Annotated in this window: 17 protein-coding genes, 1 tRNA gene and 1 pseudogene; 9 read left to right on the top strand and 10 right to left on the bottom strand. The window is 69.6% G+C overall.

The window, feature by feature from the left end:
* The first annotated feature begins 45 nt into the window (after positions 1–45).
* Positions 46–1167, top strand: a complete 1122-nt coding sequence (locus IEZ19_RS13875) for an acyl-CoA dehydrogenase family protein (RefSeq protein ID WP_189311450.1) — start codon at positions 46–48, stop codon at positions 1165–1167.
* 53 nt (positions 1168–1220) lie between these two features.
* Here the strand turns inward: IEZ19_RS13875 and IEZ19_RS13870 are convergent, their stop codons facing one another.
* The 5 genes from IEZ19_RS13870 to IEZ19_RS13850 form a co-directional block, all read right to left on the bottom strand.
* The gene (locus IEZ19_RS13870) at positions 1221–1550 is read right to left on the bottom strand and encodes a rhodanese-like domain-containing protein (protein WP_189311568.1); all 330 of its coding nucleotides are present in this window, start codon (positions 1548–1550) and stop codon (positions 1221–1223) included.
* A gap of 78 nt (positions 1551–1628) precedes the next feature.
* Positions 1629–2441: a hypothetical protein gene (locus IEZ19_RS13865; RefSeq protein WP_189311449.1), complete on the bottom strand. Its 813-nt coding sequence runs from the start codon at positions 2439–2441 to the stop codon at positions 1629–1631.
* Between the two features lie 204 nt (positions 2442–2645).
* Complete coding sequence (locus IEZ19_RS13860) at positions 2646–4076, bottom strand: DUF2252 domain-containing protein (protein WP_189311448.1); 1431 nt, start codon at positions 4074–4076, stop codon at positions 2646–2648.
* 232 nt (positions 4077–4308) lie between these two features.
* Positions 4309–4605 (bottom strand): Ig-like domain-containing protein, encoded by a 297-nt coding sequence (locus IEZ19_RS13855; protein WP_189311447.1) that lies wholly within the window; start codon positions 4603–4605, stop codon positions 4309–4311.
* Positions 4595–4855 (bottom strand): hypothetical protein, encoded by a 261-nt coding sequence (locus tag IEZ19_RS13850; protein WP_189311446.1) that lies wholly within the window; start codon positions 4853–4855, stop codon positions 4595–4597. The genes IEZ19_RS13855 and IEZ19_RS13850 overlap by 11 nt, the downstream gene beginning before the upstream one ends.
* Before the next feature lie 201 nt (positions 4856–5056).
* Between IEZ19_RS13850 and IEZ19_RS13845 the strand changes: the two genes are divergently transcribed.
* On the top strand, positions 5057–5317 hold the full coding sequence (locus IEZ19_RS13845) for a GntR family transcriptional regulator (protein ID WP_229840306.1): 261 nt from the start codon (positions 5057–5059) through the stop codon (positions 5315–5317).
* A 176-nt stretch (positions 5318–5493) separates the two neighbouring features.
* On the opposite strand, the gene IEZ19_RS13840 is transcribed toward IEZ19_RS13845, so the two are convergent.
* Positions 5494–5577, bottom strand: a tRNA-Leu gene (locus tag IEZ19_RS13840).
* A 489-nt stretch (positions 5578–6066) separates the two neighbouring features.
* On the opposite strand from IEZ19_RS13840, the gene IEZ19_RS13835 reads away from it, so the two are divergent.
* From IEZ19_RS13835 to IEZ19_RS53035, 7 genes are all read left to right on the top strand, one after another.
* A complete protein-coding gene (locus IEZ19_RS13835; protein WP_189311444.1) occupies positions 6067–6924 on the top strand; it encodes an FHA domain-containing protein in 858 nt (285 codons plus the stop codon).
* A gap of 10 nt (positions 6925–6934) precedes the next feature.
* Positions 6935–7450 carry an FHA domain-containing protein FhaB/FipA gene (locus IEZ19_RS13830; RefSeq protein WP_189311443.1) on the top strand — a complete coding sequence of 172 codons (516 nt, stop codon included), beginning with the start codon at positions 6935–6937 and terminating at the stop codon, positions 7448–7450.
* 123 nt (positions 7451–7573) lie between these two features.
* Positions 7574–9109 carry a Stp1/IreP family PP2C-type Ser/Thr phosphatase gene (locus tag IEZ19_RS13825; RefSeq protein ID WP_229840305.1) on the top strand — a complete coding sequence of 512 codons (1536 nt, stop codon included), beginning with the start codon at positions 7574–7576 and terminating at the stop codon, positions 9107–9109.
* Positions 9110–9136: 27 nt separating this feature from the next.
* Positions 9137–10573 carry an FtsW/RodA/SpoVE family cell cycle protein gene (locus IEZ19_RS13820; RefSeq protein WP_189311442.1) on the top strand — a complete coding sequence of 479 codons (1437 nt, stop codon included), beginning with the start codon at positions 9137–9139 and terminating at the stop codon, positions 10571–10573.
* Positions 10570–12057: a peptidoglycan D,D-transpeptidase FtsI family protein gene (locus tag IEZ19_RS13815; RefSeq protein WP_189311441.1), complete on the top strand. Its 1488-nt coding sequence runs from the start codon at positions 10570–10572 to the stop codon at positions 12055–12057. Before IEZ19_RS13820 ends, IEZ19_RS13815 begins: the two co-directional genes overlap by 4 nt.
* A 170-nt stretch (positions 12058–12227) precedes the next feature.
* Positions 12228–14213, top strand: coding sequence for a Stk1 family PASTA domain-containing Ser/Thr kinase (gene pknB / locus IEZ19_RS13810; protein ID WP_189311440.1), 1986 nt, complete (start codon positions 12228–12230; stop codon positions 14211–14213).
* A 227-nt stretch (positions 14214–14440) separates the two neighbouring features.
* Positions 14441–14593, top strand: a complete 153-nt coding sequence (locus IEZ19_RS53035; RefSeq protein WP_308428960.1) for a hypothetical protein — start codon at positions 14441–14443, stop codon at positions 14591–14593.
* Positions 14594–14690: 97 nt separating this feature from the next.
* Here IEZ19_RS53035 and IEZ19_RS13800 read toward each other — a convergent pair whose 3' ends face one another.
* The 4 genes and pseudogenes from IEZ19_RS13800 to IEZ19_RS13785 all read right to left on the bottom strand — a co-directional run bounded on the left by IEZ19_RS13800 (position 14691) and on the right by IEZ19_RS13785 (position 17436).
* A complete protein-coding gene (locus IEZ19_RS13800) occupies positions 14691–15440 on the bottom strand; it encodes a class E sortase (RefSeq protein WP_189311439.1) in 750 nt (249 codons plus the stop codon).
* A 13-nt stretch (positions 15441–15453) separates the two neighbouring features.
* Positions 15454–16596: a class E sortase gene (locus IEZ19_RS13795; protein WP_189311438.1), complete on the bottom strand. Its 1143-nt coding sequence runs from the start codon at positions 16594–16596 to the stop codon at positions 15454–15456.
* Positions 16593–17231 carry an aminodeoxychorismate/anthranilate synthase component II gene (locus IEZ19_RS13790; protein WP_189311437.1) on the bottom strand — a complete coding sequence of 213 codons (639 nt, stop codon included), beginning with the start codon at positions 17229–17231 and terminating at the stop codon, positions 16593–16595. Before IEZ19_RS13790 ends, IEZ19_RS13795 begins: the two co-directional genes overlap by 4 nt.
* Positions 17228–17436 (bottom strand): annotated as a pseudogene (locus IEZ19_RS13785) (hypothetical protein). Before IEZ19_RS13785 ends, IEZ19_RS13790 begins: the two are co-directional and overlap by 4 nt.
* Between the last annotated feature and the right edge of the window lie 4 nt (positions 17437–17440).

Raw genomic sequence — 17440 nt, 5'->3', positions numbered from 1 at the left:
TCTTGACGGACCGTCAGATGGCCGATCCGCAGGAAGGACAGAACCGTGGACTTCACCTTCACCGAGGAGCAGCTGGCGGCGGCCGAGGCGGCCCGGGGAGTGTTCGCCGGGGTGGCCCCGGACTCGGTGCCCAGCCCCGCGCTGACCACCGGCGCCGTGGCCGACGACTTCGACCGGGCGCTGTGGGCGAAGCTCGCCGACGCGGACCTGCTGAGCCTGCCGCTCGCCCCGGAACACGGCGGGTCCGGGCTGGACGCCATCGCGCTGTGCCTGGTGCTGCGGGAGTCCGCGCGGGTGCCGCTCCTGGAGCACAGCGCGGCCACGGCGGCCGTACAGGCCTACGGGGCGAAGGAGTCGGCGGCCGAGCTGACGGCCCGGGCCGGGCGCGGCGAGCCGGTGCTGACCGTCGCCGCGAGCGGCCGTACCGGACACGACCCGGCCGAACTCGCCGTGAGCGCACGGCGGGACGGTGGCATGTGGGTGCTGGACGGGGTGCAGACGGCCGTGCCGTGGGCGTACGGCGCCGACCTCGTCGTCGTCCCCGCCCACACCGGTGCCGGCCGGACCGTCCTCGCGCTGGTGCCGCACGGCCACGCAGGAGCCGTCCTCGCCGAGCAGGTCTCCACCAGTGGGGAGCGCCTCGGCGAACTGCGCCTGGAATCCGCCCGGATCGCGGCCCGGGACGTCATCGAGGCGGAGGGTGCCTGGGAGTGGCTGCGCGGCCTGCTGGCCACCGGCACATGCGCGCTGGCGCTCGGGCTGGGTGAGCGAGTACTGCGGATGACGAGCGAATACACCGGCAAACGCGAGCAGTTCGGGCATCCGATCGCGACCTTCCAGGCCGTGGCCGTCCAGGCCGCCGACCGCTACATCGACCTGCGCGCGATGGAGGCCACACTGTGGCAGGCCGCGTGGCGGATCGCCTCGGGGCCGCCGGGCACACTGCCCGTCGCCGGGGATGTCGCCGTGGCGAAGATCTGGGCCGCGGAGGGCGTACGGCGCGTCGTGCAGACGGCGCAGCATCTGCACGGCGGGTTCGGCGCCGACACCGGCTACGCCCTGCACCGCTACCACGCCTGGGCCAAGCAACTGGAGCTGTCGCTCGGCCCGGCGGCCGCCTACGAGGAGACCCTGGGCGACCTGCCGGCCACCCATCCCCTGGGCTGACCGGAACGGTCCGTCCCGGACCCGGCCCGCGGTCGCCGGTTCTCGGAGCCGGCCTAGAGAACGTGGCCGGGCAGGCCCTCGTCGGTGACGACGGGACGGCCCGCCGCCTGCCAGACCTGCATGCCGCCGTCGACGTTCACGGCGTCGATGCCCTGCTGGGCCAGATACATCGTGACCTGGGCCGAGCGTCCACCGGAACGGCAGATCACATGGATACGGCCGTCCTGCGGGGCCGCCTCGGTCAGCTCGCCGTAACGGGCCACGAACTCGCTGATGGGGATGTGCAGCGCCCCTTCGGCGTGGCCGGCCTGCCACTCGTCGTCCTCGCGGACGTCCAGCAGGAAGTCGCCGTCCTTGAGGTCCGTGACCTCGACCGTGGGCACACCAGCTCCGAAACTCATGCCCCCGACGCTACCCGACCGCGCGACGAAGGTGACCGGCGTGCCCGGCCGCCACCTCCGCTACTCCTGCGCCAGCAGCCCCGCCAGCTGCGCCTCGCGCTCGATCACGTCGGCCCGGAGCTTCTCGGCGATCTCCTCGAGGAGGCTGTCGGGGTCCTCGGGCGCCAGCCGCAGCATCGAGGCGATCGCGCTGTTCTCCAGCTCCCGGGCGACCAGCGTGAGCAGTTCCTTGCGCTCGGCCAGCCACTCGAGGCGGGCGTAGAGCTCCTCGCTGCGGCTCGGGGGCCGCTCGGCTGGGGCCGGACCCGCGGCCCACTCCTCGGCCAGCTCCCGCAGCAGGGCCTCGTCCCCGCGGGCGTAGGCGGCGTTGACCCGGGTGAGGAACTCCTCGCGCCGCTGCCGCTCGCCCTCCTCCTGCGCCAGGTCCGGGTGGGCCTTGCGGGCCAGCTCGCGGTAGAAGCGGCGGGCCTCCTCGCTGGGGCGCACCCGCTGCGGGGGCCGCACCTCCTGTTCCGTGAGCATCGAGGTGGCCTCCGGGAACAGGCCGTGCCCGTCCATCCAGCCGTGCAGCAGCTCCTCCACGCCGGGTATGGGCATGACCCGCTCCCGCAGCTCCTCGGCGAGCCGGATGTCCTCCGGATCGCCCGTACGGGCCGCCTTGACCTCGGCGATCCGGGCGTCCAGTTCCTCCAGCCGCGAGTACATGGGACCGAGCTTCTGCTCATGCAGGCGGGAGAAGTTCTCGACTTCGACGCGGAAGGTCTCCACCGCGATCTCGAACTCGATCAGCGCCTGCTCGGCGGCCCGCACGGCACGCTCCAGCCGTTCCTCGGGCCGTGGCGCCTGGGACTGCTCAGCTTCCGGGGTCGTCATCCGCCCAGCCTAGGCCACGGCCGAAACCCCGCGCCCACGGTGGCCCGAAGCACGGGCCTCCCCGGCCACCGGCCGGACCGCGGCGCCGGACAGGGCCCAGGTCGAGGAACCCTGCCACTCCCCTCACCCCCGCTCGGCTCCATGTACCTCACCGGCCTGCGCGACCCGCATCCGGCCCCACACGCCCCTCACACCTCGCGCGCCTCACACGTCCAGCTCCGCCGCGATCCGCCCGGCCCGCACCGCCGCCGTCAGCTCCGCGTGGTCCGCCTCCGTGCGGTCGGCGTAGCGGACGGCGAACGTGGCTATCGCCTCGTCCAGCTCGTCGTTCTTGCCGCAGTACCCGGCGATCAGGCGCGGGTCGGCGCTGTGGGAGTGGGCGCGGGCCAGGAGCGCGCCGGTCATCCGGCCGTAGTCGTCGACCTGGTCGGCGGCGAGCGCGGCGGGGTCGACGCTGCCCTTGCGGTTGCGGAACTGGCGGACCTGGAAGGGGCGGCCCTCGACCGTCGTCCAGCCGAGCAGGATGTCGCTGACCACCTGCATCCGCTTCTGGCCGAGGACCACCCGGCGGCCCTCGTGGTCGACCGGCGCGGCCTCGAACCCGGCCGTCGCCAGATGCGGGACCAGCGCCGAGGGGCGGGCCTCCTTCACCTGGAGGACGAGCGGCTGGCCGCGGTGGTCCAGGAGCAGGACGACGTACGAACGGGTGCCCACGCTGCCCGTGCCGACCACCCGGAACGCCACGTCCTGCACCGCGTGCCGGGCGAGCAGCGGGAGACGGTCCTCGGAGACGGTCGTCACATACTGCTCCAGGGACGCCACCACCTCGGCCGCCTCCGGGTCCGGCACCCGCTGCAGCACCGGCGGGGCGTCGACGAAGCGGCGCCCGCCCTCCTCGGTCGGCTCGGTCGACTTCGCCGCGAACCGTCCGCTGGTGTTGGCGCGCGCCTTCTCCGAGACCCGCTCCAGCGTGCCGAGCAGGTCATGCGCGTCGGTGTGCGAGACGAGTTCCTCGTCCGCGATGGCGTTCCACGCGTCCAGGACCGGCAGCTTGGCGAGCAGACGCATGGTGCGCCGGTACGCGCCCACCGCGTCGTACGCCGCCTTGCGGCAGGTGTCCTCGTCGGCGCCCGCCTCCCGTCCGGCCAGCACCAGGGAGGCGGCCAGCCGCTTGAGGTCCCACTCCCAGGGGCCGCGCACCGTCTCGTCGAAGTCGTTCAGGTCGATCACCAGGTCGCCGCGGGCGTCGCCGTACAGGCCGAAGTTGGCCGCGTGGGCGTCGCCGCATATCTGGGCGGCGATCCGGGTCATGGGGGTGCGCGCGAGGTCGTACGCCATGAGGCCTGCCGAGCCGCGCAGGAACGCGAAGGGGGTCGCGGCCATCCTGCCCACCCGTATCGGCGTGAGCCTCGCGATGCGGCCCTGGTTGGACTCCTCTACCGCGCTCACCGCGTCGGGGCGGGAGCCGTCCGCGTCGAGGGCGCTGTGCGCGCGGCGCGGGACGCTCGACCGCAGCGCCTTGCCCTCCTCCTTCGGCGACCCCTGGTGCGGCCACTGGGCGAAGCCCCGCGCCCTGGGCAGCCTCGGCACCGCCCCGGTCGCCGCACCCGTCGCTCCCACACCGGCCTCGGTCACTGCGACCGCCTCCCCCGTACACCCGCGCGCCCGAACATCAACTCGCCCCGACCGTACAGCCGCTCGCCACAACGCGTCAGACCCTGTGGACAACTGCCCACCTGTGGAAAACTCCACGCCCCCGTCCCCGGCCCGTACTTGGGCGGGCGGGCAGTCCGCAGAACGCCGACGGGGTGCCCGGAACCCTCCGGGCACCCCGTCATGCATCAGGTCACCAGACCCGTACCTCAGGTCACTGAACGACGACCTGCGCGCTGCCCGTCACGCCGCCGGACGTCACCGAGACGGTGACCGTGCCGGGGCGGTGGGCGGTCAGGGCGCCCGTGGAGCGGTCCACAGAGGCGACCTTCGGGTCGCTGGAGGTCCAGACGTGGGACGCCGGGTCCGCGACCGGGATCGTGAACGGGGCGGTGTTGTCGCCGCCGATCTGGTCGCCCGTCGCCGTCAGGGTGACGTGGTCGCCCTTGGCGATCGGGTCCTTCGGGCCCGTGACGGTGATCGTCGAGGCCGACTCCGTATCACTCCTCACCGTTCACGGCCATCATGCCGACGCATTCTTCGAGCGCTGCGTGCAACGGCCGTACGAGCGCGGCGAGTTCGACGTCCGACGCCTCACCGGCCTCGAGTACGGCTTTGACGACCGCCACGAGAACGGCAGCGGTCTCCAGGGCATACACATCCGCCAACGCCTCCAGAAACCCGCCGGGCCGCGCGACGACGAACGCCTCCTTGCCGGTGGCGGGGTCGACACCGAGGCTGCGGGGACGCGGGGCGCTCATACGGCGGCCGCCAGGGAGAGAGGGCTCAGAATGGCCGCCACTAGGCTGCGCATAGGTCGACTCCAGTTCAGTCGGCTCAGGCCCCGGTGAGGAAGTAGCCGCTTCCCGTCGGGGCCGCTCTGTGTTCGGAGTTCAACATAGCGTGGATGACCGTAGATAACTACGGATGCATGGAATGCCATGGTCACCCACGCTGAAACTATGGACCTCGACCGCACCCGGGCGTTGTGGCGGCAGATCGCCGCGGAGATCATCCGGCGTATCAAGGACGGCACGTATCCGCCTGGCAGCCGTGTGCCGTCCACCCTGGAGATCGCCCAGGAGTTCGGCGTGGTGAACGCGACAGCGGCGAAGGCCATGCGTCATGTACGGGAACAGGGCTGGACCCGGGGCGAGGTCGGCCTGGGGACCTTCGTGGTCGACTCTTTGCCGCCCTCCCCGGAAGCAGAGTCCGCATCCTGAGTGGAGAGTTCCGGCCGGCTCAGACCGCCGTGAGATACCTCACGCCCCAGGTGAGAAGTAGGAAAGAACAAGAGCAGTCCCCAAGTCCCGCCCGGAGACCCGCTCCAACCCCTCGCACCGCGCTCCGTACACACGCCAACGGGCCCACCGCCGAAGCGATGGGCCCGTAGCCTCTGTGCGCGAGGGGGGAGTTGAACCCCCACGCCCTTGCGGGCACTGGAACCTGAATCCAGCGCGTCTGCCTATTCCGCCACCCGCGCATTGGGTGTGTCCTCCGGCTCCGGCCTTTTGGGGCCGCCGCCTTCCGACATGCAGAAGATTAGCATGCCGTAGAGGGTGGATTCACATCCCTTATCCGGGCCGGATCCGAGGCCTGATCCGAGGCCAGGGCCTACGCCGGATCCCTGACCAGGCCGCCACCGAAGGCCCGCCCCGGCCGCCGCCGCACCCCCACGAGGGCCGCGTGACGCCGGAGGCGGCCGCCACGTCTCAACGTGGAACGGTTCACGTATCAACCTCGTACCGGTCACGCCCATCTCCCCAGGAGGCGGACCGAGCGGACGGTCGGGTGCGGGACACTGGTCTTCGGCCGCCTCTACGATCCTTGGCAGGAAGGGTTCGGAGGGGAGGCGCTGGGGGAACCGGCTGATTGCCGGGCGCGTGGATACGATCAGTAAGCAGTACCAGGCAGAGCAGTACAGGCGACAGCGGTACAGCAGGCAGTACGGCGACGATGGAGGAGGTGCCCCATGGGAGTCCTGAAGAAGTTCGAGCAACGTCTCGAAGGTCTGGTCAACGGCACCTTCGCCAAGGTGTTCAAGTCCGAGGTCCAGCCCGTCGAGATCGCCGGCGCGCTCCAGCGGGAGTGCGACAACAACGCGACGATCTGGAACCGCGACCGGACCGTCGTACCCAACGACTTCATCGTGGAGCTGAGCGCACCGGACTACGAGCGCCTCAGCCCCTACTCGGGCCAGCTCGGCGACGAGCTCGCCGGCATGGTCCGCGACTACGCCAAGCAGCAGCGCTACACCTTCATGGGGCCGATCAAGGTCAACCTGGAGAAGGCGGACGACCTGGACACCGGCCTGTACCGGGTCCGCAGCCGTACGCTCGCCTCCTCCAGCAGCCAGCAGGCCCCGCCCGCCGCCGCACCCGGCCGCCCCGGCCCCGGCGGCGCCCCGGGCGGCTACGGCTACCCGTCGGCCACGCCCGCCGGAGCACCCCCGATGCCGTCCTCGCCGCCGCCCGGCTCCCGGCCCGGTGGCTACGGCTATCCGCAGCCCGCGGCCCAGCGGCCCCCGGCCGCCCCCACGGCCGGCGGACGCATGCGCTACTGGATCGAGATCAACGGCACCCGCCACCAGATCTCCCGCCCGACGCTGGTGCTGGGCCGCAGCACCGAGGCCGACGTGCGGATCGACGACCCCGGCGTCTCCCGCCGGCACTGTGAGATCCGGACCGGAACGCCCTCGACGATCCAGGATCTCGGATCCACCAACGGCATCGTGGTGGACGGACAGCACACCACCCGCGCTACGCTCCGCGACGGCTCGCGGATCGTCGTGGGCAGCACCACCATCATTTACCGGCAAGCCGAAGGGTGAAGCGGGGGCAATGTCAGAGCTGACCCTCACGGTCATGCGGCTGGGTTTCCTGGCCGTACTGTGGCTGTTCGTGATCGTGGCCGTGCAGGTCATCCGCAGCGACCTGTTCGGTACGCGCGTCACCCAGCGCGGATCGCGTAGGGACGCCGGGCGCCAGCAGCAGCCCGCCCGGCAGCAGGCCACGCCCCCGCAGCAGCGCGCCCAGCAGGGCGGCGGCCGCCAGCGGCGCAACGCCCCCACCAAGCTGGTCGTCTCCGAGGGCACCCTCACCGGCACCACCGTCGCGCTCCAGGGCCAGACGATCACCCTGGGCCGCGCACACGACTCCACGATCGTGCTGGACGACGACTACGCCTCCAGCCGCCATGCCAGGATCTACCCCGACCGTGACGGTCAGTGGATCGTCGAGGACCTCGGATCCACCAACGGCACGTACCTGGACCGGTCCCGGCTGACGACCCCCACACCGATCCCGCTGGGCGCGCCGATCCGCATCGGCAAGACCGTCATCGAGCTGCGGAAGTAGTACGACAATGAGCGAGCGGAGCGAGCACGCAACGGCGTACCGCCTCACGGCGGCCGTCGGCGCGCTCCCGACCGGAGGGTGGGCACCGTGCGGATGTACCCGGAGCCGACGGGCGAGGTGCGCATGAGTCTGTCACTGCGCTTCGCCGCCGGATCGCACAAAGGGATGATCCGGGAGGGCAACGAGGACTCCGGCTACGCCGGTCCGCGGCTGCTCGCCATCGCCGACGGCATGGGCGGCCAGGCCGCCGGTGAGGTCGCCTCCTCCGAGGTGATCTCCACCCTGGTCACGCTCGACGACGACGTGCCCGGCTCCGACATCCTCACCTCCCTCGGCGCCGCCGTACAGCGCGCCAACGACCAGCTGCGCTCCATGGTCGAGGAGGACCCCCAGCTCGAAGGCATGGGGACGACCCTGACCGCCCTGCTGTGGACCGGGCAGCGGCTCGGGCTCGTGCACGTCGGCGACTCCCGCGCCTACCTGCTGCGCGACGGCGTCCTCACGCAGATCACCCAGGACCACACCTGGGTGCAGCGGCTCGTCGACGAGGGCCGGATCACCGAGGAAGAGGCCACCACCCACCCACAGCGCTCGCTCCTCATGCGCGCGCTCGGCAGCGGCGACCACGTCGAACCCGACCTCTCCATCCGCGAAGTCCGCGCCGGCGACCGCTATCTGATCTGCTCCGACGGCCTCTCCGGCGTCGTCTCCCACCAGACGATGGAGGAGACCCTCGCCAGCTACCAGGGCCCGCAGGAGACCGTCCAGGAACTGATCCAGCTCGCACTGCGCGGCGGCGGCCCCGACAACATCACCGTCATCATCGCCGACGTCCTCGACCTGGACACCGGAGACACCCTCGCCGGCCAGCTGTCCGACACCCCCGTGGTGGTCGGCGCGGTCGCCGAGAACCAGAACCACCTGCACGACAACGGCATCATGCAGACCCCGGCCGGCCGCGCCTCGCACCTCGGCCGCCAGGTGCCCGGCCAGGGCGGCGGCGAGTTCGGCCCGCCCGGCAGCGGCGACACCACCGGCTACGTCCCGGCGGGCAGCTTCGGCGACTACACCGACGACGACTTCGTCAAACCGCGCGGCGGCCGCCGCTGGCTGAAGAGATCCTTCTACGGCATCCTCGCCCTCGGCGTGATCGGCGGCGGCCTGTACGGCGGCTACCGCTGGACGCAGACCCAGTACTACGTCGGCACCAAGGGCGAACACGTCACGCTGTACCAGGGCATCAGCCAGGACCTGGCCTGGGTGTCGCTGTCGAAGGTGGAGAAGGACCACCCCGAGATCGAACTCAAGTACCTGCCGCCCTACCAGCAGAAGCAGGTCAAGGCCACCATCGCTGAGGGCGGTCTGAACGACGCCCGGTCGAAGGTCCAGGAACTGGCCGTCCAGGCCTCCGCATGCAAGAAGGAGGCCCAGCGCCAGGCCGCCGGGAGCGAGAGCAACGCCAAGACGGGCCAGGGCCAGGCCGGTGGAACCACCGGAACCAGCCGGACGTCCTTCACGTCCAAGGCATCTCCGTCACCGAACCCGTCCGCTTCGGCACCTTCGCAGTCTCCGTCCACGACCCCGTCCGCGACCCCCAGCCCCGGCCCCACCCTCTCGGAGGATGAGCAGAAGGTCGTCTCGCTGTGCGGTAAGCAGTAGGCAAGCCGTGAGAGGCCCTGTCACACGATGAGCAGTACTTCCCCGACGAACCACACGTCCACGATCGGCGCCATCGGCGCACCGAGCCGACGCAACACCGAGCTCGCGCTGCTGGTGTTCGCGGTCGCCATCCCGGTGTTCGCCTACGCCAACGTGGGCCTGGCCATCAACGACTCGGTGCCCGCCGGCCTGCTGGCCTACGGCCTCGGCCTCGGCCTCCTCGCCGGCGTCGCCCATCTCGTCGTACGGAAGTTCGCACCGTACGCGGACCCGTTGCTGCTGCCGCTGGCCGTCCTACTCAACGGGCTCGGTCTGGTGTGCATCTGGCGGCTCGACCAGTCGAAGCTGCTCCAGTCGCTGCCCACCTTTGTCACGGCCGCGCCCCGCCAGCTGCTGTACACGGCCATGGGCATCGCCCTCTTCGCCGTCGTGCTGGCCTTCATGAAGGACCATCGGGTCCTGCAGCGCTACACCTACATCTCCATGTTCGCCGCGCTCGTTCTGCTCCTGCTGCCGCTGGTACCGGGCCTCGGGGCCAACATCTACGGCGCCAAGATCTGGATCCGGGTCCCCGGCCTGGGCTCGCTCCAGCCCGGTGAGTTCGCGAAGATCGTGCTGGCCGTGTTCTTCGCCGGCTATCTGATGGTCAAGCGGGACGCGCTGGCCCTCGCCAGTCGCCGCTTCATGGGCCTGTACCTGCCGCGCGGCCGCGACCTCGGCCCGATCCTCGTCGTCTGGTTCATCTCGATCCTCATCCTGGTCTTCGAGACGGACCTCGGTACGTCGCTGCTGTTCTTCGGAATGTTCGTCATCATGCTGTACGTCGCCACCGAGCGGACCAGCTGGATCGTCTTCGGTCTGCTGATGTCCGCGGTCGGCGCGGTCGGTGTGGCCAGCTTCGAACCGCACGTCCAGCAGCGCGTCCAGGCCTGGCTCGACCCGATGAAGGAGTACACGCTCAGTCAGCAGGGAGTGGGGGGCCACTCCGAACAGGCCCAGCAGGCCCTGTGGGCGTTCGGTTCGGGCGGCACTCTCGGCAGCGGCTGGGGCCAGGGTCACTCCGATCTGATCAGGTTCGCCGCCAACTCCGACTTCATCCTCGCCACCTTCGGCGAAGAGCTGGGCCTGGCCGGCATCATGGCGATCCTGCTGCTGTACGGCCTGATCGTGGAGCGCGGTGTGCGCACCGCCCTCGCCGCCCGCGACCCGTTCGGCAAGCTCCTCGCCGTCGGCCTGTCCGGCGCCTTCGGCCTGCAGATCTTCGTCGTGGCTGGCGGTGTCATGGGGCTCATTCCGCTCACCGGTATGACGATGCCGTTCCTCGCCTACGGCGGTTCCTCCGTGCTGGCCAACTGGGCGCTCATCGGCATCCTGATCCGCATCAGCGACACCGCTCGCCGACCGGCGCCCGCCCCCGCCGCCAACCCCGACGCCGAGATGACCCAGGTGGTCCGCCCGTCATGAACAAGCCCCTGCGCCGGATCGCGATCTTCTGCGGCCTCCTCGTCCTCACCCTGCTGCTACGGGACAACTGGCTCCAGTACGTCAAGGCCGACGGCCTCAAGGAAGACCCCAAGAACCGCCGGGTCACCATCGCCCGCTACTCCACCCCGCGAGGCGACATCATCGTCTCCGGCGGCGACCCCATCACCGGGTCCACCGTGACCAGCAAGTCCGGTGTCAACGACCTGAAGTACAAGCGCACCTACCAGAACGGCCCCATGTGGGCACCGGTCACCGGGTACGCCTCCCAGGCCTTCGGCGCCAACCAGCTGGAGTCCATCGAGGACGGCATACTCACCGGCACCGACGACCGGCTGTTCTTCCGCAACACCCTCGACATGGTCACCGGCAAGCCGAAGCAGGGCGGCAACATCGTCACGACGCTCAACGCCGCCGCGCAGAAGGCCGCGTACAACGGGCTGAAGGCCCAGGGCGGCAAGGGTGCCGTCGTCGCCCTCGACCCGGCCACCGGCAAGATCCTGGCCCTCGCCTCGTTCCCGTCGTACGACCCCTCGTCCTTCGCGGGTAACTCGGACACCGACGCCAAGGCCTGGAAGAACCTGCAGAAGAAGTACGACCCCAACGACCCGATGCTCAACCGGGCGCTGCGCGAGACCTACCCGCCGGGCTCCACCTTCAAGGTGGTCACCGCCGCAGCCGCGCTGGAGAACGGCAAGTACACCTCCGCGGACGAGAAGACCGACTCGCCGCTGCCCTGGATCATGCCCGGTACCACAACCCCGCTGAAGAACGAGGGCAACATCCCCTGCAAGAACGCAACAATGCGGGTCGCGCTCCAGTACTCCTGCAACAGCGTCTTCGGCAAGATCGGTGCCGACCTCGGCAACGACAAGATGCTGGCAGAGGCGAAGAAGTTCGGCTTCGACGCCGAGCAGTTCACCCCGACCCGGTCCAGCGCCTCGGTGTTCTCCGACAACATGAACCAGTCGCAGACCGCGCTGTCCTCGATCGGCCAGTTCAACACCGCCGCCACCCCGCTGCAGATGGCCATGGTCGCCTCGGCGGTCGCCAACGACGGCAAGCTGATGAAGCCGTACATGGTCGACAAGCTCCAGTCGTCCAACCTCGACACCGTCGCGCAGACCGATCCGCAGGAACTCAGCCAGCCGCTGACCTCGAAAAACGCGCAGATCCTGCAGTCGATGATGGAGACGGTCGTCAAGGACGGCACCGGCAAGAGCGCACAGATCCCCGGCGTCACCGTGGGCGGCAAGACCGGTACCGCCCAGCACGGCGTCGAGAACAGCGAGAACCCCTACGCCTGGTTCCTCTCCTACGCCAAGACGAGCGACGGCAGCTCGCCGGTCGCCGTGGCCGTGGTGATCGAGGACGACCAGGCCAACCGGGACGACATCTCCGGTGGCGGTCTCGCCGCGCCGATCGCGAAGAGCGTGATGGAGGCGGTCATCAACTCCAAGAAGTGACCCCGATCACGTCCCCTTCACATCGGTGCACGTTGCGATACCGGTCCTGTATCGGGTCACGGGCTTGGCCAGGTCACACAATGCGATCCGGGTACGGTAGGCCCGGACGGCAGCCTCCGGCCGCACACCATGTGCCGGCCGGGACCGACGGAGAGGGCTGGTAGGTAGCTATGGAAGAGCCGCGTCGCCTCGGCGGCCGGTACGAGCTGGGCCAGGTGCTCGGCCGTGGTGGCATGGCGGAGGTCTACCTCGCGCATGACACCCGGCTCGGCCGCACCGTGGCGGTGAAGACGCTGCGCGCGGACCTCGCGCGCGATCCGTCCTTCCAGGCCCGGTTCCGCCGGGAGGCCCAGTCGGCCGCCTCGCTCAACCATCCCGCGATCGTCGCGGTCTACGACACGGGCGAGGACTACATCGACGGGGTCTCGATCCCGTACATCGTCATGGAGTACGTCGACGGCTCCACGCTCCGTGAGCTGCTCCACTCCGGCCGCAAGCTGCTGCCGGAACGGGCCATGGAGATGACCGTCGGCATCCTCCAGGGCCTCGAGTACGCCCACCGCAACGGCATCGTCCACCGCGACATCAAGCCCGCGAACGTCATGCTGACGCGCAACGGCCAGGTCAAGGTCATGGACTTCGGCATCGCCCGCGCCATGGGCGACTCCGGCATGACGATGACACAGACGGCGGCGGTCATCGGCACGGCCCAGTACCTCTCACCGGAACAGGCCAAGGGCGAGCAGGTCGACGCCCGCTCGGACCTCTATTCGACGGGCTGCCTCCTCTACGAGCTGCTGACGGTACGGCCCCCCTTCGTGGGCGACTCCCCGGTCGCGGTGGCCTACCAGCACGTCCGCGAGGAACCGCAGTCACCGTCCGTCTTCGACCCCGAGATCACGCCCGAGATGGACGCCATCGTCCTGAAGGCACTGGTCAAGGACCCGAACTACCGCTACCAGTCCGCCGACGAGATGCGCGCCGACATCGAGGCCTGCCTCGACGGCCAGCCCGTTGCGGCGACGGCGGCCATGGGCGCGGTCGGCTACGGCGCCTACCCCGACGACCAGCCGACCACCGCCCTGCGCACGGACCCCGGCGCGGCAGCCACGTCGATGCTCCCGCCGATGAACCCGGACGACGGTGGCTTCGGCTACGACGAGCGCCGCGACCGGCGCCGCCAGTCGAAGAAGAACAACACCTCGACGGTCCTCCTCGTGGTCGCGGGCATCCTCGTCCTGATCGGCGCGATCCTGATCGGGAAGTGGGCCTTCAGCGGGAACGACACGAGCAACGACACGTTCGCCGCCCCGAACTTCGTCGGATCGACGAAGGCGACGGCCACGAAGATGGCCGACAACGTCGGCCTCAACCTGTCGTTCACCAACAAGGAGTGCGAGAACCAGCCCAAGGGCAAGGTCTGCTCGCAGGACCCGACGCCCGGCACGGACGTGAAGAAGAACGACACGGTCAACCTGGTGGTGTCGACGGGGGCGCCGAAGGTCTCGGTGCCGGACGTGAAGGGCCTCACCTTCGACAAGGCCCAGTCCCAGCTCGAGGACAAGGGATTCAAGGTCGAGAAGAAGACCGAGGTCTCCGACCAGACCCCGGATGTCGTCATCGACCAGAACCCGTCCGGCGACACAGAGGTCGAGAAGGGCTCCACGATCACCCTCACGGTCGCCAAGGAGGCCGACAGGGCCACCGTCCCCGACGTCATCGGCCGCACCTGCGACGAGGCCAGGGCCCAGATGACGGAGAGCAACCTGGTCGGCAACTGTGTCGACACGCCCACCACCGACCCGAACCAGGACGGCAAGGTCATCTCGACCTCGCTGCAGGCGGGCCAGAAGGCCGACAAGAACAGCCAAGTGACGATCAACGTCGGCAAGCTGCAGAAGAAGACTCAGGTGCCGGACGTCCGTGGGCGGCCCGTGGCCATGGCCAAACAGCTCCTCAACGCCCAGGGCTTCACCAACATCCAGTTCGGGCCCGGTAGCGACGGCAGTGACGCGGCGATCGTCACCGATCAGGACCCGAAGCCGAACCAACAGGTCGACGATCCTGCCGCCACGCAGATCACGCTGACGACCATCAGCGGCAACGGCAACGGCAACAACGGAGGCGACAACGGAGGCCTCTTCGGCGGCGGCTGATCCACACCGTTGTGAACAAAACCGCGTGAGGGACATCACCCCTCACGCGGTTGCTACCAGGTCCTGACAGGCAAACGACTGGCCCTCTTTAAGGGGGTCAGTGGGATCCAGTCACGTTCCAGGGCACTGGCCCTGTTCTCCCGCCGAGCCGTCCTCAACGTCGCCATGCTGCTCCGGGACAGCGAAGTCGCACGTCAGGTGCGTGTGCACCTCCTCGCACACAGCCTGTGGATAACTCCGTCGCCACAGCCCCGCCCTCCCTCGACGACCGCATCGACCAACGCATCACCCACATCGCCGCCGAGGCCGGTATCACCGCCGTACACCGCGGCATGCTGGAGGAGTGGAGCGCCGGGGAACCGCTGAAGGTTCTGGAGTAGGCACGGCGTCATCCCAAAGGGCCCGAAGTCGCAAAAGGTAGTTGCGGCTTCGGGCCCAGCTCATCTCGAGAGTGCCAGCGTGTCACTCTCGAACAAGTCAGCGCAGTTCCCTCGGCACCGTCCGCTCCCCGTCCACCTTCTCCACCCGCACCAGCTCCCCCCACACCACATACCGGTACCGAGACGTATATACCGGCGTGCACGTAGTCAACGTGATGTAGTGGCCCGGCTTCTTCTTGCCGGATTCCCCGGGGACCTGGGCGAGGACCTCGATGTTGTACTTCGACGTCTCCGGGAGGACGGCGTAGGTCTTGTAGACGTACCACTTGTCCTTCGTCTCGAAGACGATCGGGTCGCCCTTCTTCATCTTGTCGATGTTGTGGAACTTGGCGCCGTGCCCGTCACGGTGCGCGGCGAGGGTGAAGTTGCCCGTCTTGCCGGACATGGGGAGCGTCGCCTTGACCGGGTCGGTGTAGTAGCCGGCCACGCCGTTGTTCAGGACCTCCGTCGACGTGCCCTTCTCGACCAGCACCTCGCCGTTCTTCATGGACGGTACGTGCAGGAAGCCGATGCCGTTCTTGGTGTCCAGCGCGCCGGGACCACCGGTGTCCTGGGCCCAGTTGTGACGCACCTTGTCGGCCTGCTTGTGCGCCTCGCGGTCGGCCACGACGTTCGTCCACCACAGGGAGTAGACGACGAACAGGCCGAGCACCAGACCCGCCGTGATGAGGAGTTCACCGAAGACACTGACCGCCGTGGCGATCCGGCCGGGTCCCCGGCGTCGCGGGCCGGGCACCGCGCCCGGCATCCCCATGTGCTCTTCGGTGTCGTCCGCGGTCGCTGCCACTGTTCATCTGCCCCTACTCGACGAGCGCATCCGGCTTGCCCTTGCTGCGCGGCCGTTCCTCGACCATCTTGCCCCAGACGATCAACCGGTACTTGCTGGTGAACTCCGGCGTGCACGTCGTCAACGTGATATAGCGACCCGGTGCGGTGAAACCCGACCCCTTGGGGATCGGGTTCAGCACGCTCGTGTTGGACGGCGGCGTCACCGGCAGCGTCGAAGCCACCTTGTACACGAAGTACTTGTCCTGTGTCTCGACCACGACCGGGTCGCCGGCGGCGAGCCTGTTGATGTAGCGGAACGGTTCGCCGTGCGTGTTGCGGTGGGCCGCCAGCCCGAAGTTACCCGTCTTCGCGTCCGGCATCGCCGTCTTCAGCGGGTCCTCGCCGTAGTGGCCGACCATGCCCTTGTCGAGCACCCTCTTGTTGCTGACGCCCTCGGCGATCGGCACCACGACGTCCAGCTTGGGGATGTGCAGGATGGCGAAGCCCTGTCCCGGCTCGAACGCGCCCGGCGCGCGCTTCCCGCTCGCCCAGTCGTCCTGCAGGCTGCTCGTCTCCTTGTCCGCCTGCGCGTGCGCCCGGACGTTCGTCCACCACAGCTGGTAGGTCACGAACAGCAGCATCAGGACGCCGGTGGTGATGAACACCTCGCCGATCGCCCGGCTCGCCACCACGGCGGGACTCGGCTTGCGCAGCCGCGCCTGCCGCCGTGCCTCCACCCGGGAGAGCGGCGCCCCCGAGTCCGACTGCTCCGACGGTGCCGTCTCGCGCGCACCGCCGCCGTGCCGTCCGCCACCACGCCGCTTCGCGGCCTTTCTGCGGGCCGCACGGCCCCCCGCTGTCACTCCCGTGGCCGACGCGGCAGATGAAGCGGCAGAGGCCGCTGTGGCCCCGCTCCCGGATTCCGGCGGCGGGTCCGGGATGCGCAGCGCCACCGTCTCGTCGTCGGCCGGGGGCCGATACGACGCCTCCCGCAGCGCTACCGTCTCGTCGTCGACCGGCGGCTGGTACGACACCTCCGGCGATCCCTCGTACGCCTCGTACGCCCCCTGACCGTGCCCCTGCCCCTGCTGCCAGTCCCCGAGCGCGCCGGATGCCCCGTACGACTGATCCCCGTACGAGGCATCGGTCTCGCGCTCGGGGCGCAGCGCGGTCACGCCGTGGCCCTGCCCACCACCGGGGCGAGCCCCGCCGACCTCGCCACCGCACCCTCGTCCCCGCACTGCACCAGCCAGTTGGCCAGCATCCGGTGCCCGTGCTCGGTCAGCACCGACTCGGGATGGAACTGCACGCCCTCGACCGGAAGTTCACGGTGCCGCAGGCCCATGACGATGCCGTCGTGCGTGCGGGCCGTGACCTCCAGCTCCGGCGGAACCGTGGCCGGCTCGGCGGCCAGCGAGTGGTAGCGGGTCGCGGTGAAGGGCGTCGGCAGTCCGGCGAAGACGCCCTTGCCCTCGTGCTCGACCAGGGACGTCTTGCCGTGCAGCAGTTCCGGCGCCCGGTCCACCACACCGCCGTACGCCACCTGCATCGACTGCATGCCCAGGCAGACACCGAAGACCGGGACACCGGTGGCCGCGCAGTGGCGGACCATCTCGATGCAGACGCCGGCCTCCTCGGGCTTGCCGGGCCCCGGCGACAGCAGCACACCCGCAAAGCCGTCCTGGGCATGCGCCGTCGACACCTCGTCGTTGCGCAGCACCTCGCACTCGGCGCCCAGCTGGTACAGGTACTGGACGAGGTTGAAGACGAAGCTGTCGTAGTTGTCGACGACGAGAATCCGCGCACTCACTGGTTGTCCACCGTCACATCGTTGAAGGGCAGCAGCGGTTCGGCCCACGGGAAGACGAACTGGAACAGGACGTAGACCACAGCCATGACCAGCACGAGCGAGATCAACGCCTTCACCCACGCGTTGCCCGGCAGATTCCGCCAGATCCAGCCGTACATGCCGTCCCTTTCGTCGCCCACGGCACCAGACTCACGCCGTACAGCAACAGA

The sequence above is a fragment of the Streptomyces brasiliensis genome (assembly GCF_014647875.1).
In the GTDB taxonomy this organism is placed as follows: domain Bacteria; phylum Actinomycetota; class Actinomycetes; order Streptomycetales; family Streptomycetaceae; genus Streptomyces; species Streptomyces brasiliensis.
The sequence above is the reverse complement of the archived record's forward strand: the minus strand, read 5'-3'. Positions and strand labels throughout refer to the sequence as shown.